30 protein-coding genes are annotated in these 26,267 nt (G+C 69.4%); 9 read left to right on the top strand and 21 right to left on the bottom strand.

The annotated features are described in order from the left end of the window. Positions 1-48: 48 nt before the first annotated feature. From QRD43_RS15090 to rpsP, 7 genes are all read right to left on the bottom strand, one after another. Positions 49-1,053, bottom strand: a complete 1,005-nt coding sequence (locus tag QRD43_RS15090; protein WP_285983328.1) for a nucleoside hydrolase — start codon at positions 1,051-1,053, stop codon at positions 49-51. 7 nt (positions 1,054-1,060) lie between these two features. Continuing rightward, a complete protein-coding gene (gene rbsK, locus QRD43_RS15085; RefSeq protein ID WP_285983327.1) occupies positions 1,061-2,002 on the bottom strand; it encodes a ribokinase in 942 nt (313 codons plus the stop codon). Then, positions 1,999-3,060, bottom strand: coding sequence for a LacI family DNA-binding transcriptional regulator (locus QRD43_RS15080; RefSeq protein WP_285983326.1), 1,062 nt, complete (start codon positions 3,058-3,060; stop codon positions 1,999-2,001). Before QRD43_RS15080 ends, rbsK begins: the two co-directional genes overlap by 4 nt. A 318-nt stretch (positions 3,061-3,378) precedes the next feature. Next, a complete protein-coding gene (gene rplS / locus QRD43_RS15075; RefSeq protein WP_183104516.1) occupies positions 3,379-3,732 on the bottom strand; it encodes a 50S ribosomal protein L19 in 354 nt (117 codons plus the stop codon). Positions 3,733-3,924: 192 nt separating this feature from the next. Continuing rightward, positions 3,925-4,707: a tRNA (guanosine(37)-N1)-methyltransferase TrmD gene (trmD, locus tag QRD43_RS15070; RefSeq protein WP_285983325.1), complete on the bottom strand. Its 783-nt coding sequence runs from the start codon at positions 4,705-4,707 to the stop codon at positions 3,925-3,927. Between the two features lie 45 nt (positions 4,708-4,752). Beyond that, a complete protein-coding gene (gene rimM / locus QRD43_RS15065) occupies positions 4,753-5,349 on the bottom strand; it encodes a ribosome maturation factor RimM (RefSeq protein WP_285983324.1) in 597 nt (198 codons plus the stop codon). A gap of 34 nt (positions 5,350-5,383) precedes the next feature. Continuing rightward, the gene (rpsP, locus tag QRD43_RS15060; protein WP_285983323.1) at positions 5,384-5,632 is read right to left on the bottom strand and encodes a 30S ribosomal protein S16; all 249 of its coding nucleotides are present in this window, start codon (positions 5,630-5,632) and stop codon (positions 5,384-5,386) included. A gap of 316 nt (positions 5,633-5,948) precedes the next feature. Between rpsP and QRD43_RS15055 the strand changes: the two genes are divergently transcribed. Next, positions 5,949-6,491, top strand: coding sequence for a GNAT family N-acetyltransferase (locus QRD43_RS15055; protein ID WP_285983322.1), 543 nt, complete (start codon positions 5,949-5,951; stop codon positions 6,489-6,491). Continuing rightward, the gene (locus QRD43_RS15050; RefSeq protein ID WP_285983321.1) at positions 6,488-6,949 is read left to right on the top strand and encodes a hypothetical protein; all 462 of its coding nucleotides are present in this window, start codon (positions 6,488-6,490) and stop codon (positions 6,947-6,949) included. The genes QRD43_RS15055 and QRD43_RS15050 overlap by 4 nt, the downstream gene beginning before the upstream one ends. Before the next feature lie 117 nt (positions 6,950-7,066). Here the strand turns inward: QRD43_RS15050 and QRD43_RS15045 are convergent, their stop codons facing one another. The 10 genes from QRD43_RS15045 to murJ all read right to left on the bottom strand — a co-directional run bounded on the left by QRD43_RS15045 (position 7,067) and on the right by murJ (position 16,554). After that, the gene (locus tag QRD43_RS15045) at positions 7,067-8,077 is read right to left on the bottom strand and encodes an inorganic phosphate transporter (protein ID WP_285983320.1); all 1,011 of its coding nucleotides are present in this window, start codon (positions 8,075-8,077) and stop codon (positions 7,067-7,069) included. A 13-nt stretch (positions 8,078-8,090) separates the two neighbouring features. Beyond that, the gene (locus tag QRD43_RS15040; protein ID WP_285983319.1) at positions 8,091-8,738 is read right to left on the bottom strand and encodes a DUF47 domain-containing protein; all 648 of its coding nucleotides are present in this window, start codon (positions 8,736-8,738) and stop codon (positions 8,091-8,093) included. 207 nt (positions 8,739-8,945) lie between these two features. Next, the gene (locus QRD43_RS15035; RefSeq protein ID WP_285983318.1) at positions 8,946-9,332 is read right to left on the bottom strand and encodes a DMT family protein; all 387 of its coding nucleotides are present in this window, start codon (positions 9,330-9,332) and stop codon (positions 8,946-8,948) included. Between the two features lie 16 nt (positions 9,333-9,348). Then, a complete protein-coding gene (gene folK / locus QRD43_RS15030) occupies positions 9,349-9,861 on the bottom strand; it encodes a 2-amino-4-hydroxy-6-hydroxymethyldihydropteridine diphosphokinase (protein ID WP_285983317.1) in 513 nt (170 codons plus the stop codon). A gap of 30 nt (positions 9,862-9,891) precedes the next feature. Further along, positions 9,892-11,577 carry a polynucleotide adenylyltransferase PcnB gene (pcnB, locus tag QRD43_RS15025; RefSeq protein WP_285983316.1) on the bottom strand — a complete coding sequence of 562 codons (1,686 nt, stop codon included), beginning with the start codon at positions 11,575-11,577 and terminating at the stop codon, positions 9,892-9,894. Continuing rightward, entirely contained in the window at positions 11,574-12,242 is a 669-nt protein-coding gene (locus QRD43_RS15020) for a histidinol-phosphatase (RefSeq protein ID WP_285983315.1), read from the bottom strand. The genes pcnB and QRD43_RS15020 overlap by 4 nt, the downstream gene beginning before the upstream one ends. A gap of 3 nt (positions 12,243-12,245) precedes the next feature. After that, a complete protein-coding gene (gene hda / locus QRD43_RS15015) occupies positions 12,246-12,914 on the bottom strand; it encodes a DnaA regulatory inactivator Hda (RefSeq protein ID WP_285983314.1) in 669 nt (222 codons plus the stop codon). Then, positions 12,911-13,981 (bottom strand): AI-2E family transporter, encoded by a 1,071-nt coding sequence (locus QRD43_RS15010; protein WP_285983313.1) that lies wholly within the window; start codon positions 13,979-13,981, stop codon positions 12,911-12,913. The genes hda and QRD43_RS15010 overlap by 4 nt, the downstream gene beginning before the upstream one ends. A gap of 118 nt (positions 13,982-14,099) precedes the next feature. After that, on the bottom strand, positions 14,100-14,972 hold the full coding sequence (locus QRD43_RS15005; protein ID WP_285983312.1) for a SirB1 family protein: 873 nt from the start codon (positions 14,970-14,972) through the stop codon (positions 14,100-14,102). A gap of 19 nt (positions 14,973-14,991) precedes the next feature. Next, the gene (murJ, locus tag QRD43_RS15000) at positions 14,992-16,554 is read right to left on the bottom strand and encodes a murein biosynthesis integral membrane protein MurJ (RefSeq protein WP_285983311.1); all 1,563 of its coding nucleotides are present in this window, start codon (positions 16,552-16,554) and stop codon (positions 14,992-14,994) included. Between the two features lie 259 nt (positions 16,555-16,813). On the opposite strand from murJ, the gene rpsT reads away from it, so the two are divergent. After that, positions 16,814-17,110, top strand: a complete 297-nt coding sequence (gene rpsT / locus QRD43_RS14995; RefSeq protein WP_133604851.1) for a 30S ribosomal protein S20 — start codon at positions 16,814-16,816, stop codon at positions 17,108-17,110. Between the two features lie 183 nt (positions 17,111-17,293). Here rpsT and QRD43_RS14990 read toward each other — a convergent pair whose 3' ends face one another. Next, positions 17,294-18,157, bottom strand: coding sequence for an alpha/beta fold hydrolase (locus QRD43_RS14990; protein WP_285983310.1), 864 nt, complete (start codon positions 18,155-18,157; stop codon positions 17,294-17,296). Beyond that, complete coding sequence (locus QRD43_RS14985; RefSeq protein ID WP_434063886.1) at positions 18,154-19,167, bottom strand: M14 family zinc carboxypeptidase; 1,014 nt, start codon at positions 19,165-19,167, stop codon at positions 18,154-18,156. Before QRD43_RS14985 ends, QRD43_RS14990 begins: the two co-directional genes overlap by 4 nt. A gap of 235 nt (positions 19,168-19,402) precedes the next feature. Between QRD43_RS14985 and QRD43_RS14980 the strand changes: the two genes are divergently transcribed. Then, on the top strand, positions 19,403-19,537 hold the full coding sequence (locus QRD43_RS14980) for a hypothetical protein (RefSeq protein WP_285983309.1): 135 nt from the start codon (positions 19,403-19,405) through the stop codon (positions 19,535-19,537). 81 nt (positions 19,538-19,618) lie between these two features. Here QRD43_RS14980 and QRD43_RS14975 read toward each other — a convergent pair whose 3' ends face one another. Beyond that, positions 19,619-19,945 (bottom strand): DUF3579 domain-containing protein, encoded by a 327-nt coding sequence (locus QRD43_RS14975; protein WP_285983308.1) that lies wholly within the window; start codon positions 19,943-19,945, stop codon positions 19,619-19,621. Positions 19,946-20,238: 293 nt separating this feature from the next. On the opposite strand from QRD43_RS14975, the gene QRD43_RS14970 reads away from it, so the two are divergent. From QRD43_RS14970 to QRD43_RS14960, 3 genes are all read left to right on the top strand, one after another. Further along, entirely contained in the window at positions 20,239-21,450 is a 1,212-nt protein-coding gene (locus QRD43_RS14970) for an aspartate aminotransferase family protein (protein WP_285983307.1), read from the top strand. Beyond that, positions 21,447-22,409 carry an ornithine carbamoyltransferase gene (argF, locus tag QRD43_RS14965; RefSeq protein WP_285983306.1) on the top strand — a complete coding sequence of 321 codons (963 nt, stop codon included), beginning with the start codon at positions 21,447-21,449 and terminating at the stop codon, positions 22,407-22,409. Before QRD43_RS14970 ends, argF begins: the two co-directional genes overlap by 4 nt. A gap of 80 nt (positions 22,410-22,489) precedes the next feature. After that, positions 22,490-22,927 (top strand): hypothetical protein, encoded by a 438-nt coding sequence (locus QRD43_RS14960; protein ID WP_285983305.1) that lies wholly within the window; start codon positions 22,490-22,492, stop codon positions 22,925-22,927. A gap of 49 nt (positions 22,928-22,976) precedes the next feature. Here QRD43_RS14960 and QRD43_RS14955 read toward each other — a convergent pair whose 3' ends face one another. Further along, complete coding sequence (locus tag QRD43_RS14955) at positions 22,977-23,762, bottom strand: substrate-binding periplasmic protein (protein WP_285983304.1); 786 nt, start codon at positions 23,760-23,762, stop codon at positions 22,977-22,979. 132 nt (positions 23,763-23,894) lie between these two features. On the opposite strand from QRD43_RS14955, the gene QRD43_RS14950 reads away from it, so the two are divergent. Together QRD43_RS14950 and QRD43_RS14945 are read left to right on the top strand one after the other, a co-directional pair. After that, complete coding sequence (locus QRD43_RS14950; RefSeq protein ID WP_285983303.1) at positions 23,895-24,650, top strand: metallophosphoesterase family protein; 756 nt, start codon at positions 23,895-23,897, stop codon at positions 24,648-24,650. A 28-nt stretch (positions 24,651-24,678) separates the two neighbouring features. Beyond that, positions 24,679-26,232, top strand: a complete 1,554-nt coding sequence (locus QRD43_RS14945) for a serine/threonine protein kinase (protein WP_342399044.1) — start codon at positions 24,679-24,681, stop codon at positions 26,230-26,232. Positions 26,233-26,267 lie beyond the last annotated feature (35 nt).

The raw sequence follows: 26,267 nt of genomic DNA, 5'->3' as shown, positions 1-26,267 counted from the left end.
TGTCTCCGGAAGTGCCGGGCTTGTGGCCGGCGGTCAGATGGGGAAAGGTCAGGAAGTCGAGGCCTGCCCGGCGGGCGGGAACAGGCGGGTGAACTCGTCCCGCACGCGCTGTGCGTCCACGCCGACGCAGACCTGCTGCGCCGGGCAGCCGCGCCAGGGCGATTCGGGGCTTTCGTCGAAGAGGCCGAGGTGGTCCTGGATGGTCTGCCCGCGCGCGATGCCATCCAGCGCCACGCGGACCGGGCCGCTGCGCCGCTCGAAGGCCTCGGGTGCCACGCAGTACACCACGGCGCTCGCATCGTGGGCATAGAGCCCGCCGATGGCGTCGCGGCCGTCGTAGTAGCGCTGGTAGTGGCGGGTGATCTCCCAGAAGAAGTCGCCCACGGCGCCCGCACGGCCGCTCAGCGACTGCAGCAGCGATTCAGGCATCACCACCTGCTGGGTGACGTCGAGCCCGACGGCCACCACCGGCCAGGGTGCGGTGAAGACGAGGTCCGCCGCCTCGGGGTCGTTGATGATGTTGGCCTCGGCCACCGGGGTCACATTGCCGCCATGGCCATACAGGCCGAAGGCACCGCCCATGAGCACGACCTCGCGCACCTTGGCGGCGATGCCCGGATCGTGGCGCAGCGCCAGCGCCAGATTGGTCAGCGGAGCGACCGCCACGAGCGTGATCTCGCCCGGGGCGGCGTTGATCTCGTCGCAGATCAGCTGCCAGGCCGGTCGCGGGTCGGGCCGGCGGCTGGTCGGCGGCAGCAGCGGCGCCCCGCCCCCGAGCCCGTCCTCGTGGTGGACCTGGGTCGGGAAGAAGCGCTGCAGGCGCGGCAGGAGGGCATCGTCGGCCCCCATCGCCACGGGGACGTCGAGACCGAAGAAGTCGACCAGCGCCAGCGCATTGCGCGTCGTGGTGGCCACGGGTGCATTGCCGTGGACGGTCGTGATGGCGCGCAGGTCCAGGGCCGGGTGACGGGCCAGCATCCACAGGGCCATGGCATCGTCGATGCCCGGGTCCGTATCGAAGATCACGGTCCGGGGCTGGAAGGAAGTGCTCATGCGGACCTCAGGACTGCCGTGCGGCGAATTCTGCACCCAGTTCGTCGCGCCGGGGCATGGCGCTCTGGACACCGACGCGGCTGACCGCGATCGCCGCGGCGGCCTGGCCCAGCCGGACGGCCTCGTCCAGCGTGCGGCCCTCCGCCAGGGCGGTGGCGACGCCACCGACGAAGGTGTCGCCGGCACCGACGGTGTCGACGGCCTGCACCCGCGGCGCCGGCACGAGGCGAAGGCCCGAGGCATCGGCGATCAGCACCCCCTGCGCGCCCAGCGTGACCAGCACGCAGGGCAGGCCGCGGGCACGCAGCACCTCGGCCGCCGTGCGGGCGGTGGCCTCCGGCGACGCAATGGCATCGGCGAGGCCGGCGAGCTGGGCCGCCTCGGTCTCATTGACCACGAGGCTGTCCGTCAGCGCCAGCAGCGCGGGATCGACGGTCAGGGCCGGTGCGGCGTTCAGCAGCGTCCACACGCCATGCTCACGGGCGATGCGGAACGCCTCCAGCACCGCCGCCTGCGGCACCTCCAGCTGACCGACCACGACCTGCGCCTGCTGCAGCGCCGTGCGGGCCTGCTGGATGTCGGCCGGGGCGAGCGCGGCGTTGCTGCCCGGGATGTAGACGATGCTGTTCTCGCCACCCTCGCGGCCGACCATGATGACGGCGATGCCCGGCAGCGCCGCATCGTCCTCGATCACCTGCGCGGCCTCCACGCCCTCGGCACGCAGCGCCGCGATCAGCGCCCGGCCGTGCACGCGCGTGCCCACGCGCGAGACGAAGCTGACGGCCGCGCCGAGGCGCGCCGCCGCCACCGCCTGGTTGGCGCCCTTGCCGCCCGGGGCCATCTCGAAATCCTCACCGGGCAGGGTCTCCCCCGGCAGTGGCAGGCGCCGCGCATGGGCAATCATGTCCATGTTGATGCTGCCGACCACCACGATGCGTGCCTGCTTCATGCGCCCTTCCCTGCCTTGGCCGCCTTCGCCGCTTTCGCCGGAGGGACGGCAGCCCCGCCCGCCAGCGGCGCCGTGCTCTCGCGGCGCACCAGCTGGGGCTTGATCAGGACCTCGCGCAGCGTCGCCTGCGGCTGCTCGATGCGGGCCAGCAGCGCTCGCCCGGCCTCCCGGCCCAGCTCCTTGATGGAGCAGCCGACGGTGGTCAGCGAGGGGTAGGCATAGGCGGACAGCTCGATGTCATCGAAGCCGACGACCGACAGGCTGGCCGGCACGGGCCGCGCGGCCTCGGCGGCGGCACGCATCAGGCCGAGGGCCATGAGGTCGTTGCTCGCGAAGACGGCGCTGAGCTCAGGCGCGGCGCCGAGCAGGCGCTTGCCAGCCTCGTAGCCGCCATGGGAGCTGAAGTCGCTGTGGATCAGCCAGTGAGCCTGCGGCTCGATGCCGGCGGCCTGCAGGGTCTCGCGCCAGCCGGCGATCCGCTCCTGCGCGACCTCGAATTCCACCGGCCCGCTGATGCAGCCGACGGCGCGATGGCCCAGCTCCAGCAGGTGGCGCACGGCGGCGGCGGCGCCTTCGCGGTTGTTCACGCTCACGCGGTCCGCACGGGCGCCAGGCACCAGGCGGTCCACGGTCACGGACGGCACGCGGGCCATCTGGAAGATCTGGGCCAGGGCCTCGTCATCGCCCGCGGACGACAGCAGCAGCCCGTCGATGCGCTTCTCCAGCAGCGTGCGCATGTACTGCTGCTGGCGCTTGGGGTCGTTGTCGGAATTGCACAGGAAGACCGAATAGCCGGCCAGGCGGCAGGTCTCCTCAACACCGCACACCAGCTCGGCGAAGAAGGGGTTCTGCACATTGGGCACGAGCACGCCGATGATGCGGGTCTCGCTCTTGCGCAGGGACCGCGCCACCGCGCTGGGCAGATAGCCGATCTCCTCGACCGCCGCCAGCACGCGCCGGCGCGCCTCGGCGCTGACCGGGCGCGTCTCGTTCAGGACATGGGAGACGGTGGTGAAGGACACCCCCGCGAGGGCGGCAACGTCTTTGATCGTGCTCACGGTGTGGCAGGTCTCAACTGGAAGGAAGGCGGCAGGCAGCCGGGAGGCGCGGAACGCTCGCGAAACTGCACTGGGGCAAACGTTTGCCGCAGCATAACCGAAATGACGCCCGATCAGGCGTCCGGTGTCGGGCGCGACGTCGCCAAGGGGAGTGACGGACTTCGCGGGACGCGAATCATGAGCGCGAGAGCGCCGGGCCTTCGCCGGGCGATCACCGCGGGGGGCAAGGCCCGGCTGCAGGCATGAAAAAAGCCGCCGGGGCCTTGCGACCCGGGCGGCTCTCGCGGGTCGATCCGAAGATCAGCCCACGACCGGCCATCAGGCCAGCTTTTCCTTGATTCGAGCGGACTTGCCCGAACGCTGACGCAGGTAGTACAGCTTGGCACGGCGCACATCGCCGCGACGCTTGACTTCGATGGACGAAATCAGCGGGCTGTACAGCTGGAAGGTACGTTCCACGCCTTCGCCGCTCGAAATCTTGCGGACGATGAAGCTGGAGTTCAGGCCGCGGTTGCGCTTGGCAATCACGACGCCTTCGTAGGCCTGCACACGCTTGCGCGTGCCTTCAACGACGTTGACGCTGACGATCACCGTGTCGCCGGGGGCGAAAGCGGGGATGGTCTTGTTCAGGCGAGCAATTTCTTCTTGCTCAAGGGTCTGGATCAGATTCACATCGATCTCCTGGTGATCATGCCGGCGCACCCGAAATTGACTGGAACCGGCCCGAACTGGCCTGCATTCCTGGAAGAGGCTGACTCAGCACATCAAGGTCTGGGTCCGCACGTCAGCGCTGGCTCTCGCCTGCTTGACCTCACTTCCGCCCGGTAGAGGATCGCGAAAAGCCCATGATTGTAGCCGAAAAGCTCATTCAATCAAGGACTTGAGGAAGGCCTCGTCCTTTTTGCTGAGTTGGCCGGCCGCCCGCGCTGCTTCGATCAGCTCCGGACGACGGCGCCAGGTGAGCTCCAGCGAGCGCTCGCGACGCCAGCGGGCGATCTGGGCATGGTGCCCCGAGAGCAGCACCGGTGGCACCGGCAGCGGCTCGGTCTGGCCCGGCAGGCCTTGCAGGACCTCGGGGCGGCTGTAGTGCGGGCAGTCCAGCAGGCCGTCGGAGAAGCTGTCCTGCTCATGGGAGGCAGCGTCGTTGAGCACGCCCGGCTGCAGTCGCGCCACGGCGTCCAGCAGGGCCAGGGCGGGCAACTCGCCGCCGCTCAGGACGAAGTCCCCGAGACTCACCTCCAGCGTGACGTGGCGGTCCAGGAAGCGCTGGTCCATGCCCTCGTAGCGACCGCACAGGAGCACGGCGCCCGGCCCCTGGGCCAGCTCGCGCACCAGGGCCTGGTCCATCGTGCGGCCCGTGGGGCTGAAGTGGATGATCTGCGGCGGCGCGCCGCCGTCCACCCCGCTCGCCTCGCGGGCCACCCGCACGGCGGCCAGCGCACGCTCCAGCGGCTCCACGAGCATGACCATGCCCGGGCCGCCGCCATAGGGGCGGTCGTCGACGCGACGGTAGTTGTCCTCGGCGTAGTCGCGCAGCGGCCAGAACTGGACGTCGACCTGGCGGCTCTCGAAGGCACGCCGCGTCACGCCCACCGACAGATGCGGGGCGAACAGCTCAGGAAACAGGGTGATGAGGTCGAAGCGCATGCGAGGAGCGCAACGGGACGCGCAGAAGGCCGTGGGCGGCGCGACTCAGAAGTCCAGACCCCAGTCCACCGTGATGCGGCGCTCGGCGAGGCTCACGTCATCGACGAAGGCGGACACGAAGGGGACCAGGCGCTCCTGCTCGGGCTTGACGGGTGCCGTCAGGCCGGGGGGCTGGATGCGCAGCACGGCATGCGGGCCGGTGTCGAGCAGGCCGATCACGTCGCCGAGGGTCTCGCCCTGGCGGTTCACGACGCTCAGGCCCACGAGGTCCACCCAGTAGAACTCGTCCGGGTCGGCCTTGGGGAAGTGCGTGCGGGAGACAAACACGCGAGCACCGCGCAGGGCTTCGGCCGCATTGCGGTCGGAGACGCCTTCGGCGCTGGCCACGAGGCCATCACCGTGCTCGCGCAGGGAGAGAATCTTGAGCAGGCCGGGCACGCCCTTGCCTGCGATCGCGGTCTCGGGTGGTTTCAGGAACCAGCGCCGGGTCGCGAAGATCGCCTGGGGATCCGTGGAATGGGCATGGACTTTGAACCAGCCCTTGATACCCCAGGCGTCGGCGATGCGCGCGACCTCGATGGCGTCGTCCGGCCAGGCCGCATCAGCAGCAGGGACGGCGGAGGAAGCGTCGGATGTGGTCACGCGCAAGGTCCGTTGTCAGTCAGACAGCAGCCGCTCAGGCGGCCTTCTTGGCCTGGTCGACCAGACGGGTCACGGTGGGCGACAGCTGGGCGCCCACGCCGACCCAGTAGGCCACGCGGTCTTGCGCCACGCGCAGGCTTTCGGCAGCGCCGGAAGCCACGGGGTTGTAGAAGCCCACGCGCTCGATGAAGCGGCCGTCACGGCGCTCTTGGCTGTTGGCGACGACGATGTTGTAGAAGGGGCGCTTCTTAGAGCCGCCGCGAGCCAGTCGAATCACGACCATGATGAATCCTTTGAGTTGAAGCGTTCTACCGCACCAGGAGACACTCAGGGCGAGCAGACCATTTGCGCACCCCTTCCGCTCAAGAAGGCTTCCGGGATGCTCCGATTGTTGGTACCGTAGATACGCCGCGAGTCTCCCGCGACCAGCACCAAAACCCGGCATTATAAACTCGTATTTCTCTCCTTGGCAGTAATATGCTGCAGAGAATCTTGCGCCGCGAGTTTCCCGCCCCTGCCAAGGCCTGCCGACGTCGGTGCCACCGCGCCGGCAGCCGCCTCCCCTCCCCGTCACCGCCCGGCTTTCGCCGGGCTTCGCCATGTCCCACACTGCCCCGCTGCTGATCCGCCCGAGCCTGGAGTCCGACCTTCCGGCGATCCAGGCCATCTACGCCCACGCCGTGCTGCACGGCACCGGCACCTTCGAGACCGACGTCCCGGACGTCGCCGAGATGACCCGCCGCCGTGCCGAGGTGCTGTCGCGGAACCTGCCCTACCTGGTGGCCGTGCGCGGCGACGAGGTGCTGGGCTATGCCTACGCCAACTACTTCCGCCCCCGCCTCGCCTACCGCTTCTGCGTCGAAGACTCGATCTACCTCGCGCCGGCGGCCCAGGGTCAGGGCGTCGGCCGCCTGCTGCTGGCCGAGCTCATCGCCCAGTGCGAACGCGCGGGGGCGCGCCAGATGCTGGCCGTGATCGGCGACTCCCAGAACCATGGCTCCGTGGGCGTGCACCGGGCACTCGGCTTCGAGCCGACGGGCCTGCTGAAGTCCTCCGGCTGGAAGTTCGGTCGATGGCTCGACGTGGTGCTGATGCAGCGCCCGCTGGGCCAGGGTGACAGCACCCCGGCGGAGCAGGCATGAGCACGGCGCAAGACCGCGTCCCCTACCGCTCCAAGACGGTCGCGACCTGGCTCGCGCTCGGCCTGGGCGCCTTCGGGGTGCATCGCCTCTACGTCCACGGCCTCAAGGACAAGCTGGCCTGGCTTCACCCCTGGCCCAGCCTCATCGGGCTGTACGGCATCCACCGCATGGACACCCTCGGGCAGGACGACCGCCTGGCCTGGGTGCTGATGCCCTGGCTCGGGCTGATGCTGTCCATCGCCATGCTGCAGGGCATCGTCTGGGGCCTCACGCCGGACGAGCGCTGGGACCAGCTCCGAAACGGGGGGCGGAGCGGCCGCGCGAGCGGCTGGGGCGCCGTCATCGGCGTCGTGGCCTGCCTGATGGTCGGGGGCGCCTGCCTGATGACCACCATCGCCTTCTCGGCCCAGCGCTATTTCGAGAGCCAGGCCGAGGCGGCCAAAGCGTTGAGCCAGTAGCCCCCACCCCGGCCGGCCCGGCATCCCCGGCGTCCTGACACGCCGCCTGAATGACAAAGGCCCCGCTGCCATGGCAACGGGGCCTTTTTCTGCTGGATGCCCGCGAGGGGCGATCGATCAGAACAGCTTGAAGCTGATCCAGTAGCACAGCCCGGCCACGAAGGCCGACGCCGGGATGGTGAAGATCCAGGCCCAGACGATGTTGCCCGCCACGCCCCAGCGCACGGCCGAGGCCCGCTGGGTGGAGCCCACGCCGACGATGGCACCGGTGATGGTGTGCGTGGTCGAGACCGGCACGCCCAGCGCCGTCGCCAGGAACAGCGTCAGCGCGCCGCCGGTTTCGGCACAGAAGCCGCCGACGGGCTTGAGCTTGGTGATCTTCTGGCCCATGGTCTGCACGATGCGCCAGCCGCCGAACATGGTGCCGGCACCGATGGCCAGGTAGCAGACCCAGATGACCCACGTCGGGGGCATCTTGGCTCCCATCTCGGCATAGCCTGCCGCCATCAGCAGCATCCAGATGATGCCGATGGTCTTCTGCGCGTCATTGCCGCCGTGACCCAGGCTGTAGAGACCGGCCGACACCAGCTGCAGGCGACGGAACCAGTTGTCCACGCGCAGCGGCGAGGAGCGACGGAACAGCCAGGCCACGGCCACCATGAGCAGCGAGCCGAGCACGAAGCCCAGCACCGGCGACACGAAGATGAACAGCACCGTGATGCCGATCTTCTTCGCCACCAGGCCCTGCACGCCGACCTTGGCGATCACGGCGCCCACGATGCCGCCGATCAGTGCATGCGAGGAACTCGACGGAATGCCGTAGTACCAGGTGATCAGGTTCCAGGTGATGGCCCCGATCAGCGCCCCGAAGACGATGTGGTGGTCCACGATCCCCGGCTCGACGATGCCCTTGCCGATGGTGGCGGCCACGTTGAGCTGGAAGAAGGCAATGGCGATGACGTTGAAGAAGGCGGCGAACAGCACCGCCTGCTGCGGCTTCAGCACCCCGGTGGAGACCACCGTGGCGATGGAGTTCGCGGCGTCATGAAAACCGTTCATGAAGTCGAACAGCACGGCCAGCACGACCAGCAGCACGACGACCCAGAACGCGACGTTGATGGCTTCCATGAATCGAGGCGCGTCAGGAGTTCTCGAGGACGATGCCCTCGATCAGGTTGGCGACGTCCTCGCAGCGGTCGGAGATGGACTCGAGCTGCTCGTAGATGGCCTTGAGCTTGATCAGCTCGCGCACGTCCTCCTGCTCGCGGAACAGGCGGGACATGGCGGAGCGCATCACGCGGTCGGCGTCGGACTCGAGCTTGTCGATCTCTTCGCAGGTCTTGATGGCGGCCTCGGCCGTCTGCGGCTGGCTCAGCTTGGGCAGCAGCGTGACGGCATGCTGCACGCGCTCGCAGCACTTGGCCGAGAGTTCGGCCAGGCGCAGGACGTCCTCGGGGATCGAGCGCACGTCATAGAGCTGCATCGTCTCGCTGGAGTCCTGGAGCAGGTCCAGGATGTCGTCCATGGCATTGATCAGGCTGTGGATCTGCTCGCGGTCGATCGGCGTGATGAAGGTGCGATGCAGCAGGCGATTGACCTCGGCCGTCACGCGGTCCGCGTGATGCTCGTGGGCGTCCACCTCGGCCGCGAACTTCTCGCGCAGCGTGATGTCGCTGTAGTTCTCGCACATGGCCATGAAGGCGCGGGCACCTTCGACGATCTGGGTACCGTGATCGTTGAACAGCTCAAAAAAATTGCCCTCTTTGGGCAGCAGCTTGCCGAACAGCATGGGTTCTCCTGGCAGAAAAGGCCGGCCGGTGAGCCAACCTCCGTCCACAGTGAGTCAATCGGGGTGAGATTTAAAGAAATGGTCATTGCCGTGTCACGAAAACGCGGCAAAGGCGGAAGTGTAATGGCGAGTAGCGCACGAACTGTGACAGTTCCATGACGCTTGATGACGGTCAGGTCCGCACCACAGCCCTTCCCCGCCGGCGCGTCAGGCGCTGCGGAAGATGAAGTAGACCGCTCCGAGCAGGCACAGCCCCGCCCAGAGGTAGTCGGTCTTGAAGGGCTGCCCCATGAAAAACATCGAAAACGGCACGAAGACCGCCAGGGTCAGCACCTCCTGCGTGATCTTCAGCTGCGCCAGGCTGATGCCGCCGGCGTAGCCGATGCGGTTGGCCGGCACCTGCAGCAGGTACTCGAACAGCGCGATGCACCAGCTCACCAGGGCGGCGATCCACCACGGGCGCGCGGCCAGGTCCTTCAGGTGCCCGTACCAGGCGAAGGTCATGAAGACGTTGGAGAGCAGCAGCAGGCCGATGGTCTGCCAGTAGACGAGCGAGGCGCCGGAGGTCAGGGCCGACCAGCTGAAGACGGGCATGGGAGAACTCCTGGAGTCACCCGGGGCGGGAGGCGCTTCCGGGCTGGGGCCACAGTGCCCCGTCGTGGTGCAGTCGCTGATCCGCCACGGCGGCCAGGTGCGTCTGAAGCCGGCCGAGGCCAGGCAGCGCCAGCTCCGGCGCCAGCTCCAGCAGGGGGCACAGCACGAAGGCGCGCTCGTGCAGGCGGGGATGGGGCAGTTGCAGGCGCTCGTCGGACCAGGCCTGGCCCTCGATCAGCAGGAGGTCGAGATCCAGCGTCCGCGGGGCATTGCGGTAGGGACGCTCACGGCCGTGGGCCTGCTCGATGGCCTGCAGGGCATCCAGCAGCGCCAGCGGCGCCAGCGCGGTGTCGAGGCAGGCCACGGCGTTGAGAAAGTCCGGCCCGCCCGCATCCACCGGCGCGCTTCGCCACCCGGAGGACACGGCCAGCAGCCGGCTGTCGGGCAGCTCGGACAGCGCCTCGAGGGCCGCCCGCAGCGTGGCGGACAGATCCCCCAGGTTGGCGCCGAGGCCGATGTAGGCCTTCATCGTGACGACATGGGCCCTGTCGCCGGGCGATCAGCCGGCGTCCGAGGGGGCGGGCGCCCCGCCACCACCACCACTGCGCGGCTTGCGACGACGGCGGCGCTTGCGGGCAGGCGCGGCCTCGCGCTCGGCGGCACCGTCCTCGGCATCGTCCCCGTCGTGGCGGTCGTCCGCGTCGGCGTCATCCGAGGCCTCGTCGGCCGCGGCGGCGCTGCGGGACTCGCCTCGCGGCTCCCCGCTGATCGAACCCTTGGCCACCTGGCGCACGCGGCTCGCGCCGCCCTTGCGCTGGTGGCGTTCGCTCTCGCGCACCTGCTCCACCAGGGCGCGGCGCTCTTCGTCGCTGCCCAGGGCGAAGTCTTCCCACCAGTCGACGAGGGCCATGTCCAGATCGCCCACTTCCGCGCGCAGCAGCAGGAAGTCGAAGCCGGCGCGGTAGCGGGGCTGCTCGACGAGGCTGTAGGGGCCGTTGCCGGTGCGGCGCTCGAAGCGCGGCTGCATCATCCAGATCTCGCGCATGTCCGCGGCCAGCTTGCCGCGGCCGGAGATGTCGCCGATGCGGGCATCGAAGACCAGATCGATGGCCTGCTGCAGCGCGGGCACGGCGGGTTCACCGGCCTCGCGCAGGCGCTGCCAGCGGCCCTGCACCTCGTGCCACAGCATGCAGGCCAGCATGAAGCTCGGCGCCACGCTGCGGCCTTCGGCCACGCGCAGGTCGGTGTCTTCCAGGGCGCGGCGCACGAAGTGGCCACGGGCCTCGTCGGGCAGCGCGCCCTGCTCGTCCAGCACGGCATCCAGGATGGAGAACACGCCGCGGCCCAGGCCCTGCTTGCGCAGCTCGTCCAGGCTGGCGAGCGAGTGGCCCGTCTGCAGCAGCTTGATCATCTCGTCGAACATGCGCGAAATGGGCACGTTCTGCAGCAGCGGGATCGTCGCCTTCAGGGGCGCACGGGTCTTGGGCTCGAGCTCGAAGCCGAGCTTGGCCGCGAAGCGCACGCCGCGCAGGATGCGCACCGGGTCCTCGCGGTAGCGGGTCTCCGGGTCGCCGATCATGCGCAGCACGCGCTTCTTCACATCGGCAAAGCCGCCGTGGTAGTCGACCACCAGCTCGCGCTGCGGGTCGTAGTACATGGCGTTGATCGTGAAGTCGCGGCGCGCCGCATCCTCGATCTGCGGGCCCCAGACGTTGTCCCGCAGCACGCGGCCGCTGGCGTCCACCACATGGCTCTTGCCGGCGAGTTCGTCCTTGGAGGTCTTCTCGTTGCCGCTGACCTGCTCGGCCGCCTCGTTGGCCAGCAGCGCGCGGAAGGTCGAGACCTCGATCACCTCGTGCTCGCGCCCGCGGCCGTACACCACGTGCACGATGCGGAAGCGGCGGCCGATGATGAAGGCGCGGCGGAACAGGGCCTTGACCTGCTCCGGCGTGGCGTTCGTCGCGACGTCGAAGTCCTTGGGGCGGCGGCCCAGCAGCAGGTCCCGCACGGCGCCGCCGACGATGTAGGCCTCGAAGCCGGCCTCGCTCAGCGTGCGCACCACCTTGACGGCGCGGTCGTCCAGCAGCTCCGGGTCGATGCCGTGCTCGGCCGCGCCGATCTCGACGCGCTTGCCCAGGGCATGGGCCCCGGACTTGGCGCCGCCGTCCGGCTTGGCCTTGGCACTCGCCTTGGCACCAGGTTTGCCGGGCTTGCCCAGCAGCTTGTCAATCAGGTTCTTGATCATGCAAACAGATTCAGGATGGGCCAGCCCCGGGCCTTGGCGATCTGCGCCAGGGCCTCCGAGGGGTTGGTCGCGACCGGGTGGCTGACACGCTCCATCAGGGGCAGGTCGTTCACCGAGTCGCTGTAGAAATGCACGTGCTCGAAGTCCTTCAGCGCCCGCCCCTGCCCGGCCAGCCACTGCTCGACGCGCACGATCTTGCCGGCCTGGAAGGACGGCACGCCGCGGATGGCCCCGTTGTAGCGGCCGGCAGCATCACGCTCCAGCTGCACCGCGATCAGATCAGGCACGCCAAAGGCCTCGGCAATGGGCGTGGTCACGAACTCGTTGGTGGCAGTCACGATGGCCACCAAATCACCGCGCTCCTGGTGCTCGCGCACCAGAGCTCGCGCATTGTCGCGCATCAAGGGGGCCATCACCTCGGCCATGAAGCGCTCGCGCGCCGCCAGAGCCTCCTCCAGGGGACGCGAACGCCACACCGAGGTCGCGAAGGCGATGTAGTCGTCGAGATTGAGGCTGCCGGCCTGGTACTGGGCAAAGAACTCGTCGTTGCGCTGCGCCCAGGCCTCGCCGCCCGCCCAGCCGATCGCCACCATGAACTGCCCGAAGGCGTGGTCGGAATCCCCGGGAATCAGGGTGCCGTCGAGGTCGAACAGGGCGAGATTCATGGCTCAGCTTCCTTGGTCCAGCAGCATCTGGCGCAGCAGCGGCACCGTCACGGCGCGCTTGTTGGCCAGTGCGAATTCATCCAGCTGGTCCAGCAGGCCCATCAGATGCTTCAGATCGCGGGCGAAACGGGTCAGCAGGTAGTCCATCACCTCGTCGGCCAGGACGATGCCGCGGCGGTCGGCTTCGCGGCGCAGCGCGGCGCGCATCTCGCTTTCCGGCAGCGGCTGCAGGGCATACGTCGGCCCCCAGCCCAGGCGGGTGCGCAGGTCCTCGCGCAGGTCGAGGTCGATGGGCGGCGCCACGCCGGTGCTGACCACGGCCAGGCCCTGCGTCGCCGCCTCGACGAACAGCGTGAAGGCCGCGTGCTGCTGGCCAGGGTCGAAGCGGTCGCAGTCATCCAGCAGCAGCAGGCTCGGATGGGCGGGCAGCTCCCACGGCAGCGGGGTCTCGGCGTCATACCAGCCGACCTGGGCGCCCGCGGCCTGCCAGGACTGCGCCAGGGCGCGCAGCACGTGCGTCTTGCCGCAGCCGGCCTGCCCCCACAGAAAGACCGGCGGCTCGCCCGGCCGCAGCGACTGCAGATGGGCCAGGGCCGCTTCGTTCGCGCCGGGCAGGAGGTTGTCGAAGGAATAGTGCGGCTCGGGACCGAGCGCCAGCGGAATCTGCTTCAAGACCGGGGACTCTGATACAAGGCGCTGGACAGGTAGGCCTCGCGCAGACGGCGCGCGGCAACCACCCCCAGGGCGGACACGGGCAAGGCGATCAGCACGCCGACAAAGCCGAAGAGATGGCCGAACGCCAGCAGGGCGAAGATCACCATCAGCGGGGACAGGCCGATGCGCTCGCCCACCAGACGGGGCGTCAGCACGAAGCTCTCCAGCAACTGACCCAGGCTGAACACCACCGCCACGGCCAGCAGGCCGTAGAGACTGGCGAACTGCAGCAGCGCCGCCATGAGCGCCAGCAGCAGGCCGAGGCCGAAACCGAGGTAGGGAATGAACACGGCCAGGCCGGTGAAGATGCCCACGGGCAGCGCCAGGTCGAAGCCGGCGATGAACAGGGCGACGCTGTAGTAGGCCGCCAGCAGCAGCATCACGAGCAGCTGGCCGCGCAGGTACTGGCCCAGCATGGCGTCGCACTCCGTCAGGAAGTGCCCCACGGGCGGCCGCAGGCGCGGCGGCACCAGGGCCCAGGCGCGGGCCAGCAGGCTGTGCCAGTCATGCAGCAGGTAGAAGAGGACCACCGGCAGCAGCACGGCATTGCCCACGATGGCCAGCACGAAGCTGCCGCCGATGCGGGCCGAGCTCAGGGCCGTGGCGAGCCAGTCTTCAAGGTTCGCATCCAGGTACTTGAGCACGAAGGCCTTGATGCTGGCGGTGTCGAGGGCCACGTGCACGCCATGCTGGGCCAGCCAGGGGGACACATGCTTGTTGAGCGCATTGGCCAGCACCGGGATCTGCTCGCGCAGCTGCGGCAGCTCGCGGCTGAGGATGGGCAGCAGCAGCAGGAAGAGCGACAGCAGCGCCACGCCCGCCGCCAGCTCCACGAGGACGACCGCAAGCAGGCGCGGCACGCGCCGACGGGTCAGCGCGTCGACCGCGGGACTCAGGACGTAGGCCAGGATCCCCGCCGTCAGGAAGGGCGCGAGCACGGGCGACAGCATCCAGACCAGGCCCAGGCACAGCAGGGCCAGGGCCGTCCAGGCCAGCGCGTAGCGTTGGGTCTTGCTCAGGGTCATGCGGTGGTGCGGTGGGCGACGGCCGGGGGCCGACGAGGGGGCGGGTGCCCATGGGCCACGAAGGCCGGCGGGACAGGCCCGGATTCTAGGGGCTGTTCAGAGCGGCCCGGGCCGGGTCTCAATGCAGCAGGCGGCCATCCGGCGACTGCCGCAGCCGCGCCAGCCGCTCCTCGGCCTGCTGGGCCATCTCGGCGGACGGCCCCAGGCGCAGCACCTGCTCGTAGTCCGCCACGGCCTCGGGCCACTGCATCAGCCGCTCCAGGGTGTGGGCGCGGTCCAGCAGCTCCTCCGCATCCCCGGGCAGGAGGATCAGGAGGCGGTGCTGCACCTGCAGCAGGCGCATCCAGTCTCCGCAGCGGCGATGGATCTCCTTCAGGTTGCGCAGCATGCGCGCCAGCCACTGTCGCGGGCTGCAGGGCTGCAGGAAGAGCTCCAGCGGCAGGTCCGCCGGATCACTGACCCCCGCACGCTCCCGCAGCGGGTGCAGCAGCTCCTCCAGGGCATCGCGGGACAGCGAACGGCCGTGGAAGACATCCATCACCACCTCGCCCGCCGGCAGCTGCAGGCAGACGAGGAAATGCCCCGGGAAGGAGATGCCGCGCGCCCTCAGCCCCAGCTGCAGCGCCAGCTCCGTGTAGAGCAGGCTCAGGCTGATGGGAATCCCGCGGCGGGACTGCAGCACCGCGTGCAGGTAGGAATTGGCGGCGGCGTAGTAGTCGTTGACATTGCCGGCGAAGCCCTGCTCCTGGAAGAAGAAGTGGTTCAGGAGGCGCAGGCGCTGGCTGGCCGCCGCATCGGCGGGCAGGCGCTGGCGGAGCTTCAGCGCCAGGGCATCGACGTCCGCCAGCAGCTGCTGCACGTCGAGCCGCGGGTCGTCGTCCTGGGCGATCGCGGCGGCGGCCTCCAGCAGGGGCAGGCTCTCGTCCTCGGCCACCAGGCGGGCGAAATAGTCCAGCGGGTCGACCTCGGCCAGGTCCAGAAAGGCAGTCATGGGCGCATCTTCCTCCGCCTCAGTGGCGACGTGCAAATTCCCGCAGCTTGAGGCCGGAGGCCGCCAGCACGGCGAAGTACACGACGGCCGAGCCGGCCAGGCTCAGGGCCATCCAGGCGGCCCGCTGCCCCTCGTGGCGGCCGAGCTCGACCCAGTCCAGCGCCCTCCCCAGCCACGCTTGCAGCAAGCCCATGGCGGCGCAGGCCAGCAGCACGCGCCCCGTGAACACCCACCAGCCCGGGGCCGGGGTGTAGGCCCCGCGCCGGCGCAGGCCACGCAGCAGCACCGCCGCATTGACCAGCGCCCCGAGGCCGATGGACAGCGCCAGCCCCGCCACACCGATGGTCGGCACGAGCACCAGATTGAAGACCTGCGTCAGGACCAGCACCCCGATGGCGATGCGGGCCGGCGTGGCGCTGTCCTGGCGCGCATAGAAGCCCGGGGCCAGTACCTTGATCGCCACCAGCCCCAGCAGACCCACGCCCCAGCCCATCACGGCCTGCGCCGTGCGGGCCACGTCGTCCGCATGGAAGGCGCCCCGGTGGTAGAGCACGGCCACCAGCGGCTCCGCGAACGCCAGCAGCGCCACGGCGCAGGGCAGCGCCAGCAGCATCACCATGCGCAACCCCCAGTCCAGCAGCGCCGAGTAGCGCTCGCCCTCCTCGCTCGCCTGCGCCGCCGCCAGCTGCGGCGTCAGCACCGCGCTCAGCGCCACGCCGAGCAGGCCGATGGGGAACTCCATCAGGCGGTCCGCGTAGTTAAGCCACGAGGTCGCCCCCTCGGCGATGTGGCTGGAGATCTGCGTGTTGATCAGCAGCGAGACCTGGGAGACGCCCACGCCCAGCAGCGCCGGTCCCATCTGCTTGAGGATCTGGAGCACGCCGCCGTGGTGGCGAGCCCGCTGCAGCGCCGCCCAGCTGAGGCCGATGCGGGGCAGCATGCCGATCCGGCGCAGCGCAGGCACCTGCACCGCCAGCTGCAGCACGCCGCCGAGCATCACGCCGATGGCCATGGCATAGATGCCCGGGTAGCCCCAGGCCGGCAGCTGGCGCGCCAGGAGGTAGCCCACGACGATGCAGCTGAGGTTCAGCAGCACCGGCGTCACGGCGGGCACCATGAAGCGGCGCCAGGTGTTCAGCACGCCGGCCGACAGCGCCACGAGGGACATGCAGCCGATGTAGGGAAAGGTCCAGCGCGTCATGACGACGGCGGCGTCGTGGCCCTGCGGCGGCATGCCCGACCCGAGCGCCCACACGAGCAGCGGCGCCGCCAGCACGCCCAGGGCGCAGGTGGCCACGAGGGCCCAGGCCAGGACGGTGGCCACGGCGTCGACCAGGTCCTTCGTGGCCTCGTCGCCATGCTTGGCCCGGGTGGCGGCCAGCGCCGGCACGAAGGCCTGGGAGAAAGCCCCTTCCGCGAAGAGGCGCCGCAGCAGGTTCGGGATCCGGAAGGACACCAGGAAGGCGTCCGTCATCGCATTGGCGCCGAACAGGCCTGCCACCATCTGCTCTCTCACCAGACCCGTGATGCGGGAAGCCAGGGTCAGCACGGAAATCAGGGATGCGGAACGCAGCAGGCTCATCAGGAATACCGTCTCTTTCGGATCCCCCGGCCACTGGAGGGCCGGGATCGGCCGCGCCCTGGCCGCCAGGGCGCCTCACCAGTGCAGGCGGGACGGGCGGCGATTATGAGCGAAGGCGGCGCGGCGCTGCGGGGGCTCGCCTTGGTCTAGAATGCACCCCTTCCTTCGCGAGATGGCCGATTTTGTAGGTCGGGCCTATGAAACTGCATTTGCAAGTGCTATACTCGCGGTCTTTGCACCAACTGGATTAACAAAGAACATGGCAAGCTCTTCCAAAGCCAAGAAGAAAACCGTCCGTTTGGCATCGGGCCGCAAGCGCGCTCGCCAGGACGTCAAGCTGAACGCCGCCAACACGGCTCTGCGCTCCAAATTCCGCACCGTCATCAAGAACGTGCAAAAGGCCGTGGTCGCTGGCGACAAGACCAAGGCTGCTGAACTGTTCAAGACTGCCCAGGCCGTGATCGACTCGGTCGCCGACAAGGGCATCTTCCACAAGAACAAGGCTGCTCGTCATAAGAGCCGCCTGTCCGCCAAGATCAAGGCACTGGCTGCCTGAACCACCAGTCCTGGTGCAAAGAAATGAAAGGCCCGCCTCTGGCGGGCCTTTTCCATTGGTCCGCCGGCGTGACACCCGTCGCCTGACGCCCGGCCTGCCTTCGCACCCCCCGCTCCGTTGCCTCGCCCCCAGGGGCCGATCGGCGTCTTGCGGACCGGCCTGAGCGAGCCTCCCGACCGCGGATCAGGACATCGGCATGGGCATCGGCACGGTCTCCAGCTCCATCGGCTGCGTGGCGCCGCCATTCATGAACTCACGCTTGTCGAGCCAGTCGCGCACCGCCCGCAACACCCAGTCGGGGTCATCCAGCGGGATGTCGTGCCCGGCCCGGGTGTGCATGCGCAGCGGCAGCCCCCAGCCGCGGCTGACCGCCTGCGAGCAGCGCCAGTCCACAAGCATGTCCCCCTGCCCGCACAGCAGCAGCATGGGGACGCGCGGCCGCGCGCGGCTCGCCCGGTAGCGCATCGCCGCCCAGAGCTGGCGCAGCACATTGGCGCCGCTCACCGGGTGCTCGCGATGCAGCCGCACCCACGCGTCGAGCACCTCGTCCGAGGTGTTCATCAGCTGGGACGTGAGCTGCAGGACGTGGCGCTCGCGCCAGCGCGCCGCAAAGCGCAGCAGGCTCATCGAGACCAGTCTCAGGTAGTTGGTCGGCCGCAGGCGCCGGAAGAAGGGGCTGAACGGCTTCATGCTGGTGCTCACCAGCACCGCGCACGCCAGCTCGCCCGGATAGCGCTGCGCCCACTCCGCCGCCACCATGCCGCCCAGACTCAGGGCCAGCACGTGGACCGGCCCCACGACACCGGCCTCGCGCACCTGGCGCCGCAGGTCCTCGACCATGTCGGCGATGTCCGTCGGGCTTCTCTCCCGGTGACGAACGCCGTTGCCCGGAAGGTCTGGCGTCAGCACACGCACCGCCCCCTGGGAAGCCTCGAGCACCTGCGCCATCTGCCGCGGGAATGGCCCCCAATGGCCGGCCTCGCGGGTGAGCCCGCGCAGCAGGACCCAGGTCGCGCCCGGCACGCCGGCGGGGGTGCCGCCGCTCATGCACGCGCTCCGCGGTACCAGCGGTCGAGGGCGCGCTCGCGCACGGCCTCCCGCCCGTCGGCCGACGGCAGCCAGCGCGGCATGCTGAACGCGGCCCGCGCGCAGAAGTCGAGCCACACCAGATGCCGGCGCAGCACGCGCTGCTGACGGTGGCTGACCTTGGGGTTGAAGATGCCGTCCCGGGAAAAGAGCTGGCGGGGATTCTTCTTGACCCAGACCCAGGAACCCATCTCCAGCGTCAGGGGAAGAAACACACGTTCGGGCATTTGGCAGGATTCCAGATACAGGTAATCCCACAAATCCCCATGCGTCAGGTATTGCCGGCTCTGCGGCTCAAACACGTAACGGTGCTGGGCGTGGGTCTGGTCCAGCAGTTCGCTCAGGGCCAGCATTTCCGGCAAGTGCGTGATCGGCCTTGTGCTGCATGCGAACGGGAACCAGATTCTGTCATCGAGGCCGAAGCCGGAATGGCAGTCAATGGACAGCGCGGCGCGGTGGCGCAACAGTTCGTCACACACCACCTGACAAAGGGCTTGCGCTTCCGGCTGCATCTTGGCACCCGCTTCCCCGCGGTACCAGGGCAGGGACGGGCTGAGGCGCTGCCCGCCCACCAGAACGGGCACCGGGCGCTCAGCTTCCACCGGCGAATTGCGCATGAGATCGACGCCCGCCGGGTTGGCCCGCGTCCCCAGCAGCAGGCCCCCCGGGTTCACGAGGGGCATGAAGACCATGCGCAGGCCGCGCAGCTGCTCGTGCAGCAGGTCGTCCCACCGCAGTCGCGAGACGAGGCTGGCCAGGAACGACAGCACCACCTGGCTGCCGATGCGCTCGAGGCCATGCACCCCGCCGAAGTAGCCGATGGCAGGGACATCCGGCGAGGCATTGCCCAGACTCAGCACGGGCACGGGCAGTTCGCGCCCGGCGGCGACCACGACGGCGACGTCACGCCGCTCCAGCAGCCCCAGCGACTGCGATTGCAGGCGGTCAAGCAGGTGCAGGGATTCCAGCAAGGTGGGCGACGCAGGGGCAGGAGAAGCGGCACGGGTGGCGGGAACGCCGCCCGCGAGGGGCAGCGCGCAGCATAGCCAGCCCCGCCCTCGCCCACCATGCGCCGAACAGCCCAGGGCGATGCCACGGCGGCGTCATGCGGCGCCGATAGCCTTGCCTGAGTCTCGCCACCGATCGCACCGGCCGGCCCTCATGGAAGACTCTTCGACGATTCATCGACGACGCCACGGCGACACCATGCAAACCACTCCGCCTCACCCGCCCCTGCGCTGGCGCCACCGCCTGCGGGTCGCCACCGGCCTGCTGCTCTGGGGCGGTGCCGAATGCCTCGCCCTGTGGCGCAGCCGGCGCACGCGTCAGCGCGACGCCTGAGGACGACACAGAGAAGCCATGGACAGGAGCCGCCGAGGCGGCATCGCGCGGGTCAGGACAGGGACTGACGGCGGGCGGAGCTCAGCGCTCGCCGCGCTCGGGCAGCAGGCAGGCCTCGGCGACCTGCAGGTGGTTGTCCCGGGCGAAGTTCATGACGAAGTCCCAGGCCATGGGCTCGAGGTTCTTCAGTTCCTCATTGACGATCACGCACTTGATGCCATTGATGACCCGCGGCACGCAGTAGGGCGAGTAGCCGATGTGGGCCCCGATGCCGGCCTTCGCGCCACCGGGGCGGAAGCAGGACATCGCCCCCGCCAGACGCTCCGCCCAGTCGCTGGGACGGAACGTGCGCCCTTCCAGGGTCACGCCTTGGATGAACACTTCGCGGGGCTTGGGGACTTGGGTCATGGATGGAAACGGCGGCCGCCCGGACATCAGGGTGAACGGCAAACCGCTATTGTGCCTTGGATGTGTTGCGCCGCAGCACGGCGCGGTGACGAAGGGCCAACTTTTGCCTGGCACTTCTTCGCGAAAACCCGCAGCCACCCAGGGGCAACCTTAGAATCATCGGCTCCCGGCCTGACGCTGGATTGACGCTCCGGCGCCGGTCTCCTGAAGACCCGCCGCGACCGTCGGCCGCGCCACGATCGCCGTCCCGGGGCCGGGCCCGCTTTTTCCGCACCATCCGACCTGGAGAGTTGATGAACGCCGCTGCGCCCGCCGCCCCGTCCGAACCGCATGTGATGCAAACCTATGGCCGCCTGCCGATCGCGCTGTCGCACGGCCAGGGTGTCTGGGTCTGGGACGTGAACGGCCGACGATACCTGGATGCGCTGGGCGGCATCGCGGTGAACACGCTGGGCCATGCCCATCCGAAGCTGGTGCCGGCGCTGCAGGAGCAGATCGGCAAGATGATCCACTGCAGCAACTACTACCACGTGCCGCTGCAGGAGGCGCTCGCCGCCAAGCTGGTCGAGCTGTCCGGCCTCAGCAATGCCTTCTTCTGCAACTCGGGCCTCGAGGCCAATGAGGCCGCGATCAAGATCGCCCGCAAGTTCGGCACCGACCGCGGCAACGAGACCCCCGAGATCCTGGTCTTCGAGGGCGCCTTCCACGGCCGCTCGCTGGCCACGCTGTCGGCCACGGCCAATCCCAAGATCCATGCCGGCTTCGGCCCGCTGGTGCCCGGCTTCGTCCGTGTGCCGCTGAATGACATCGCCGCCGTCGAGCAGGCCCTGGACGCCCACCCGAACATCACGGCCATCTTCCTGGAGACCATCCAGGGCGAAGGCGGCGTGAAGCCGGCCCGCATCGACTTCCTGCAGCAGCTGCGGGCCGTGTGCGACCGCCGCGACCTGCTGCTGATGCTGGACGAGGTGCAGTGCGGCATCGGCCGCACGGGCCAGTGGTTCGCCCATCAGTGGGCCGGCATCCTGCCCGACGTCATGCCCCTGGCCAAGGGCCTCGGCTCCGGCGTGCCCGTGGGTGCGGTCGTCTGCGGCCCGCGTGCGGCCAAGGTCATGCAGCCGGGCAACCACGGCACCACGTTCGGTGGCAATCCGCTGGCGATGCGTGCCGGCGTGGAGACCCTGCGCCTGATGGAAGAGGAAGGCCTGCTGGCCAATGCCGCCCGGGTCGGTGCCGAGCTCAAGGCCGGCCTGGAGCGCGAGCTCGCCGGCGTGGCGGGCGTGCGCGAGGTGCGTGGCCAGGGCCTGATGCTGGGCATCGAGCTGGACCGCCCCGCAGGTGCGCTGCTGGGCCGCTGCGCCGACGCCGGGCTGATGGTCAGCGTCACGGCCGACCGCGTGGTGCGCCTCGTGCCGGCCCTCATCCTGTCGAGTGAAGAAGCCGCGCAGGTCGTGAGCCTGCTCGTGCCCGTGATCAAGCAATTCCTCTCGGAGACCCAGGCATGAAGCCCGGGGACAGCCTCATGCGTCACTACCTGCAGTTCAAGGATTTCCGCGCCGAAGAGTACGCCCACCTGTTCGAGCGCGCCTCCATCATCAAGCGTCGCTTCAAGAACTACGAGAAGTACCAGCCGCTGCAGGATCGCACGCTGGCCATGATCTTCGAGAAGGCCAGCACCCGCACGCGCGTGAGCTTCGAGGCCGGCATGTACCAGATGGGCGGCTCGGTCGTGCATCTCACCACCGGCGACAGCCAGCTGGGCCGTGCCGAGCCGGTGGAGGACAGCGCCCGCGTCATCAGCCGCATGGTGGACCTGGTGATGATCCGCACCTTCGAGCAAAGCAAGATCGAGCGCTTCGCGGCGCACTCGCGCGTGCCGGTCATCAATGGCCTGACCAACGAGTTCCACCCCTGCCAGATCGTCGCAGACCTGTTCACCTTCCTCGAGGCGCGGGGCATGGACCGCCGCGGCGGCATCGACATGGACTGCCTCAAGGGCCGCGTCGTGGCCTGGGTGGGCGATGGCAACAACATGGCCAACACGTGGCTGCAGGCCGCCGAGATCCTCGGCTTCACGGTGCACGTGAGCACGCCCAGCGGCTATGGCGTCGATCCCAAGGTCGCCGGCATCAGCAATCCCGACTGCTACAAGGTCTTCGCCGACCCCATGGAAGCCTGCCGCGGCGCCGACCTCGTCACCACCGACGTCTGGACCAGCATGGGCTACGAGGCGGAGAACGAAGCCCGCCGCACCGCCTTTGCCGACTGGTGCGTCGATGCCGAGATGATGGCCGTGGCCAAGCCCGACGCGCTCTTCATGCACTGCCTGCCGGCGCATCGCGGCGAGGAGGTGGCGGCCGACGTCATCGACGGTCCGCAGTCCGTCGTCTGGGACGAGGCGGAGAATCGCATGCACGTGCAGAAGGCGCTCATGGAGTACCTGCTGCTCGGCAGGATTGGCTGAAGCTCAGGGCAGTCCCTCCCCCGCCGGGAGCGGATCCCCGGCGGTACTCCCGCGCCATAACAGGCATTCAGGGAGCACGCATGCGATCCATCCCCTCCTTCCTCGCCCTGGCGATGGCCGCGCTGGCGTTCGTCGGCGCGGCGCAGGCCCAGACCCGGCTCAAGGACAGCGCCGCCAATCGTGAGCTGAGCGATCGCGTCATGGCGCTGATCGCGAAAGGCGACATGGAGGCCGGCCTCCGGCTGGCGAAGCCCTACCTCGCCACGCCGGAGCCGGAAGTCGAGGCCATGATCGTGCAGGCCAGGCTCCAGACCCCGATGCTGGAGATGCGCTACGGCAAGCCGGTCGGCGCCGAGTTCATCCGTGAGGACCATGCGGGCGAGCACGTCATGCGGATCGTGCAGATCTGCCGGCACGAGAAGCACCTGATGCGCTGGAATTTCTACTTCTACCAGACTCCGACGGGCTGGGTGCTGAACACCCTCAACTTCGACGACAAGATCCAGGCCCTATTCTGACGGCGTGGCCCGGGCCGGCCCTCAGTACCTCGGTCTCAGTACCTCGGTCTCAGTACCGCGGCCTCAGGCTGCCGTCCATCGCCCCTGCCGGGTAGAACTGCCGGAACAGCTTCCAGACCAGGCCGCTGCGGGCGGCCTTGTCCAGGGAGTCCTGCAGGTGCCGCCGGTCGCCCTCGTTCAGGGCCGCGCGGGAGAGGTAGATCCCACTGTCGTTCCATCCCAGCTCGTCCACGGCGCCCAGCCGCAGGCGGCCGAGCAGATGGCTCACACGCTCGTCGGCGTGCAGGGCACTGACCAGGATCGACGGCGCCATCACGGTGACGTCCGCGCCGCCGCCATCCAGCACCCGCGCCACCGACACCGTGTCGGCCTCCAGGCGCAGCCGCCCCTGGCGCGTGAGCTCCTTCACAGCGGCCTGGTAGGCATCCCCGAAGTCGAAACCGCGCACCAGGACCACCCGCAGCTCCGTCGCCTGCACGAGCGCCTTGAGCGTCGTGGGCAGCGGCCGCTCGGCGTTCAGAGTGATGACCATGGCCCGTGACTGGATCAGGGGGACGAACTCGCCGAACTCGTCGCGCCGCGGCGTGCGGCTCGCCGGCACGAGCAGGTCCGCCTGGCCTCGCTCGAACATCAGCTCCTGACGCGCACGGGGCACGGTGCTCATGGTGAAGACGCAGCCCTCGGACTCCCCCACCTGCCGCAGCAGCTCCGGGTAGACGCCCGTGGGCTGCCCCTGGGGCGGCAGCAGCACGCTCAGCCCGACCGGGGCGAGCGGCACCTGCATCGGGCGGCTGCAGGCCGCGTGGGCCTCGGCCGCCAGTACCGCACCCAGCATGTGTGATCCCAGAACCACGACCCAGGGTCGCATCCAACTGCCAACGACCATCCGTGAAACTCCCAGCAACGTCCCGCTAGCATGCCATGAAAGCATCAGCATGACGTCAGAGTCCAGGGAGACACTCGATCCATGAAACTAGCCTTGATCTCGGACCTGCATGCCAACCGCGAGGCGTTCAGCGCCGTGCTGGAGCATGCGCGGGCCCACGGCGCGGGCCGGTTCGCGCTGCTGGGGGACCTCGTCGGCTACGGCGGCGATCCGGCCTGGGTGGTCGACCAGGTGCGCGAGCTCGTGCAGCAGGGGGCCATCGCGGTCATGGGCAATCACGACAGCGCCATCGTCACCGGACCCTTGCCCACCATGCGCGAGGACGCCCGCGACGCCATCCTCTGGACCCGCTCGCAGCTGGATGCCGCGCAGCTGGCGTTCCTGGCCGCCCTGCCCATGCACCGCGAGGCCGACGACTGCCTCTTCGTGCACGCCAACGCCTTCGATCCCCAGGGCTTCGAGTACATCCAGGGGCGCCTGGAGGCGATGCGCAGCCTGCACGCCACGCAGTGCCGCTACACCTTCTGCGGGCACATGCACGAGCCCAAGCTCTACCACCTCTCCGGCACCGGCAAGGCCGGCGAGTTCGTGCCGTCCCCCGGCGTGGAGATCCCCCTGCTGCCCAACCGGCAGTGGCTGGTGATCCCCGGTTCCTGCGGCCAGCCGCGCGACGGCAACCCGGCCGCCTGCTACGCGCTCTTTGACATGACCACGGGTCTACTGAGCTACCAGCGCGTACCCTACGACGTGGATGCCGCCGCCGCGCGGGTCCGCCACTGCGGCCTGAACGAGACCGTCGCCGAGCGCCTGGCTCAACGTCTGCTGCAGGGAGAATGAGCATCGCCACCAGCCCGGGGACCCCAGCATGCGCGTGACCGCCGCCCGTCAAGACCGCAAGACCGCCCATCCTGACGCCGCCCTGCCCTCGCCGACGGCCGGCCCGCTGGAGCCCGGCATGGTGCTCGACGCCTTCCGGCTCGAGGAGCGCCTGCACCAGGGCGGCATGGCCAATCTCTGGCGCGTGACCCGGCTGGAGCCGATCCCGGGCGAGGACTTTCCCCTGCTGATGAAGGTGCCCCGCATCAAGGGCGGCGAGGACCCGGCGACCATCGTGGGCTTCGAGGTCGAGCAGATGCTGATGCCGGCGCTCAAGGGCCCTCACGTGCCGCGTTACGTGGCGCGGGGTGACTGGACGCGCCAGGCCTACATCGTGATGGAGCACATCCAGGGTCAGTCCTTGCGCCCGCGGCTCGACGAGGCGCCGCTGTCGCTCGACGAGGTGGTGGAGATCGGCTGCCGCGTGGCCACCGCACTGCAGGACCTGCACCGCCAGCACGTGGTCCACCTGGACATCAAGCCCAGCAACATCATGTTCCGGCCGGACGGCAGCGCCGTGCTGATCGACTTCGGCCTCTCCCGCCACGACCACCTGCCCGACCTGCTCGAGGAGGAGTTCAGCCTGCCGATGGGCACCGGGCCGTACATGTCCCCCGAGCAGGTGCAGTTCGTGCGCAACGACCCGCGCAGCGACCTCTTCGCCCTGGGCGTGATGCTCTACCACCTGGCCACGGGCGAACGCCCCTTCGGCCAGCCCTCCTCGGTGCGCGGGCTGCGGCGGCGGCTGTATGTGGAGCCCGTGCCGCCGCGCGCGATCAACCCGGACATCCCGCCCTGGATGCAGGAGGTGATCCTGCACTGCCTGGAGGTCAAGGCCGAGCGTCGCTACCAGAGCGCCGCGCAGCTGGCCCTGGACCTGCAGCGCCCCGAGGGCATCACGCTCACGCGCCGGGCCGAGCGCATGAGCAAGAGCGGCGCCATCAAGGAGCTCAAGCGCTGGTTCTTCGCGCTGGGCTCCGAGCCCGCGCTGCAGCCGAGCGTGGGCGAACAGGTGGCGCGCAGCCCCATCATCATGGCCGCCGTGGACATCGAGAACGCCACCCCCGGGCTGCTGGAGCAGCTGCGCGAGACCGTGCGCCGCATCGTGCAGACCGAACCCGGCGCGCGTCTCGCCTGTGTGAGCGTGATGCGCACGGCGCGCATCGGCATGGACGTGCTGACCGACAAGGACGGCAAGAGCGTCCACGTGAAGCAGCTCGTCGCGCTGAAGCACTGGGCGCGTCCCATCAGCCGCTCGCTGAACCTGGAGGACGGGCGCCTGACCTTCCACGTGCTGGAGGCCCCGGACCCGGCCTCGGCCATCATCGACTTCGCGGCCCGCAATGGCGCGGACCACATCGTGATGGGCGCGCGCGGCAACTCTGCCCTGCGTCGCTATCTCGGCAGCGTGTCGGCCCAGGTGGTGGCGGAATCGGACTGCAGCGTCACCGTGGTGCGCGAAGCGGCCGGCGGCAAGCCGGCCGATGCGCCCGGGGATGCGGTCCCGGCGGCACGGGATACCGCCGCCGCGCCGCCGGCCTGAGCCGCATCGGCCACCGACCCGCGGCGCCTACACTC

Source organism: Roseateles subflavus (genome assembly GCF_030285365.1).
GTDB classification, from domain to species: Bacteria; Pseudomonadota; Gammaproteobacteria; order Burkholderiales; family Burkholderiaceae_C; genus Roseateles_B; species Roseateles_B subflavus.
This window is presented reverse-complemented; position numbering and strand designations above follow the sequence as displayed.

Excerpts from the sequence above, each read along its gene's own strand:
- QRD43_RS15020 (WP_285983315.1), bottom strand. The coding sequence starts at position 12,242 with ATGAATCTCGCCCTGTTCGACCTCGACGGCACCCTGATTCCCGGGGAT.
- rpsP (WP_285983323.1), bottom strand. The coding sequence starts at position 5,632 with ATGGTCGTGATTCGACTGGCTCGCGGCGGCTCTAAGAAGCGCCCCTTC.
- QRD43_RS14980 (WP_285983309.1), top strand. The coding sequence starts at position 19,403 with ATGCAAACCACTCCGCCTCACCCGCCCCTGCGCTGGCGCCACCGCCTG.
- QRD43_RS15045 (WP_285983320.1), bottom strand. The coding sequence starts at position 8,077 with ATGGAAGCCATCAACGTCGCGTTCTGGGTCGTCGTGCTGCTGGTCGTG.
- QRD43_RS14960 (WP_285983305.1), top strand. The coding sequence starts at position 22,490 with ATGCGATCCATCCCCTCCTTCCTCGCCCTGGCGATGGCCGCGCTGGCG.
- argF (WP_285983306.1), top strand. The coding sequence starts at position 21,447 with ATGAAGCCCGGGGACAGCCTCATGCGTCACTACCTGCAGTTCAAGGAT.
- pcnB (WP_285983316.1), bottom strand. The coding sequence starts at position 11,577 with ATGATCAAGAACCTGATTGACAAGCTGCTGGGCAAGCCCGGCAAACCT.
- rpsT (WP_133604851.1), top strand. The coding sequence starts at position 16,814 with ATGGCAAGCTCTTCCAAAGCCAAGAAGAAAACCGTCCGTTTGGCATCG.
- QRD43_RS14950 (WP_285983303.1), top strand. The coding sequence starts at position 23,895 with ATGAAACTAGCCTTGATCTCGGACCTGCATGCCAACCGCGAGGCGTTC.
- QRD43_RS14970 (WP_285983307.1), top strand. The coding sequence starts at position 20,239 with ATGAACGCCGCTGCGCCCGCCGCCCCGTCCGAACCGCATGTGATGCAA.
- QRD43_RS15010 (WP_285983313.1), bottom strand. The coding sequence starts at position 13,981 with ATGACCCTGAGCAAGACCCAACGCTACGCGCTGGCCTGGACGGCCCTG.
- rbsK (WP_285983327.1), bottom strand. The coding sequence starts at position 2,002 with ATGAAGCAGGCACGCATCGTGGTGGTCGGCAGCATCAACATGGACATG.
- QRD43_RS14990 (WP_285983310.1), bottom strand. The coding sequence starts at position 18,157 with ATGAGCGGCGGCACCCCCGCCGGCGTGCCGGGCGCGACCTGGGTCCTG.
- QRD43_RS15005 (WP_285983312.1), bottom strand. The coding sequence starts at position 14,972 with ATGACTGCCTTTCTGGACCTGGCCGAGGTCGACCCGCTGGACTATTTC.
- QRD43_RS15090 (WP_285983328.1), bottom strand. The coding sequence starts at position 1,053 with ATGAGCACTTCCTTCCAGCCCCGGACCGTGATCTTCGATACGGACCCG.
- QRD43_RS14955 (WP_285983304.1), bottom strand. The coding sequence starts at position 23,762 with ATGCTGGGTGCGGTACTGGCGGCCGAGGCCCACGCGGCCTGCAGCCGC.
- QRD43_RS14975 (WP_285983308.1), bottom strand. The coding sequence starts at position 19,945 with ATGACCCAAGTCCCCAAGCCCCGCGAAGTGTTCATCCAAGGCGTGACC.
- QRD43_RS15055 (WP_285983322.1), top strand. The coding sequence starts at position 5,949 with ATGTCCCACACTGCCCCGCTGCTGATCCGCCCGAGCCTGGAGTCCGAC.
- QRD43_RS15050 (WP_285983321.1), top strand. The coding sequence starts at position 6,488 with ATGAGCACGGCGCAAGACCGCGTCCCCTACCGCTCCAAGACGGTCGCG.
- QRD43_RS14945 (WP_342399044.1), top strand. The coding sequence starts at position 24,679 with ATGCGCGTGACCGCCGCCCGTCAAGACCGCAAGACCGCCCATCCTGAC.
- QRD43_RS15035 (WP_285983318.1), bottom strand. The coding sequence starts at position 9,332 with ATGCCCGTCTTCAGCTGGTCGGCCCTGACCTCCGGCGCCTCGCTCGTC.
- folK (WP_285983317.1), bottom strand. The coding sequence starts at position 9,861 with ATGAAGGCCTACATCGGCCTCGGCGCCAACCTGGGGGATCTGTCCGCC.
- murJ (WP_285983311.1), bottom strand. The coding sequence starts at position 16,554 with ATGAGCCTGCTGCGTTCCGCATCCCTGATTTCCGTGCTGACCCTGGCT.
- trmD (WP_285983325.1), bottom strand. The coding sequence starts at position 4,707 with ATGCGCTTCGACCTCATCACCCTGTTTCCTGAGCTGTTCGCCCCGCAT.
- QRD43_RS15040 (WP_285983319.1), bottom strand. The coding sequence starts at position 8,738 with ATGCTGTTCGGCAAGCTGCTGCCCAAAGAGGGCAATTTTTTTGAGCTG.